At 25.5% G+C, this 282-nt stretch carries 1 protein-coding gene; it reads left to right on the top strand.

The features are described 5' to 3' along the window. Window positions 1-188, top strand: a 188-nt coding sequence (locus tag AVBRAN9333_RS09485; RefSeq protein WP_336609919.1) for a hypothetical protein, incomplete at its 5' end; no start/stop codon positions are given. Window positions 189-282: the final 94 nt, after the last annotated feature.

Below are 282 nucleotides of genomic sequence, written 5' to 3'. Positions count from 1 at the left end.
AATTAGAAAGTTTAGCCAATGAGCTAGAAGAAAAAATTAATAGCAGTTGGCTAGATACTCTAAGTAAAGATGAATTAGTAGAATTACAAGCCTTGCATACTCAATTAATTGATACTTTATTAAAATTAAAGCATAAAGATTTAGAAAGATTAAAAAAACTTAAAAAATCTTTAAGCTATATAAAATAGGAATTTTAAATTCCTATTCTTACCATCTAGTTACGCCACCAATAGCCATTACACTAGCACCTACAATAAAAAGGCTAATTAATTTTATAACTAA

This window comes from Campylobacter sp. RM9333 (assembly GCF_020137705.1).
GTDB lineage: Bacteria > Campylobacterota > Campylobacteria > Campylobacterales > Campylobacteraceae > Campylobacter_E.
Note: the sequence above shows the minus strand (reverse complement) of the source record. Positions and strands in the feature narration are given on the sequence as shown.